This window comes from Pseudoalteromonas fuliginea (genome assembly GCF_000690055.1).
Lineage (GTDB): Bacteria > Pseudomonadota > Gammaproteobacteria > Enterobacterales > Alteromonadaceae > Pseudoalteromonas > Pseudoalteromonas fuliginea.
Genome location: NZ_JJNZ01000248.1, coordinates 1 through 473 on the forward strand (window position 1 = coordinate 1; position 473 = coordinate 473).

The following is a 473-nucleotide window of genomic DNA, read 5'->3' on the forward strand; positions in this document are numbered from 1 at the left end:
TGTGTAGATATTGGTATTGGGGGGATAGAGGGAGAAGATTGGGGGGGGCCGACATCTTAAAAAAAAACATAGAAGGAGACACCGCAACCATTATGGGGGTGAAGTATAAACGAGTAATAGAAACTAGTAATACCACACAAAAAATATGGAAAGCATTTGTTGATGAACTTACACAAGAACCCACAGATGATATGCGAAAGGCACTTGCGACTTCTATTCGTGAAGTAGCAAATGAACTCCAATACTACAATACAAGTGAAGGTGAGGATATGATTTTAGATGCTTACAAACTTTATGAACTTACTGAAGAACTTGAGGCATTCAAATGACCGAAATTACACTAAAACTCACTTTTGAGGAGTTGGAACAGATTGATAAATATCTCGAATTGACGGATTCTACACGACAACTCTTTGATAAAATCAGGAGTGACTATCCAAAATCACCAGTAGAAGCAGCATATAAAAGAGTTT

The 473-nt window shown here is 37.4% G+C and carries 1 protein-coding gene; it reads left to right on the plus strand.

Going from position 1 to position 473, the window contains the following annotated elements:
* Nucleotides 1–329 (plus strand): hypothetical protein (locus DC53_RS0121100; RefSeq protein WP_033032680.1); only part of this gene is annotated, 329 nt, incomplete at its 5' end.
* Nucleotides 330–473 lie beyond the last annotated feature (144 nt).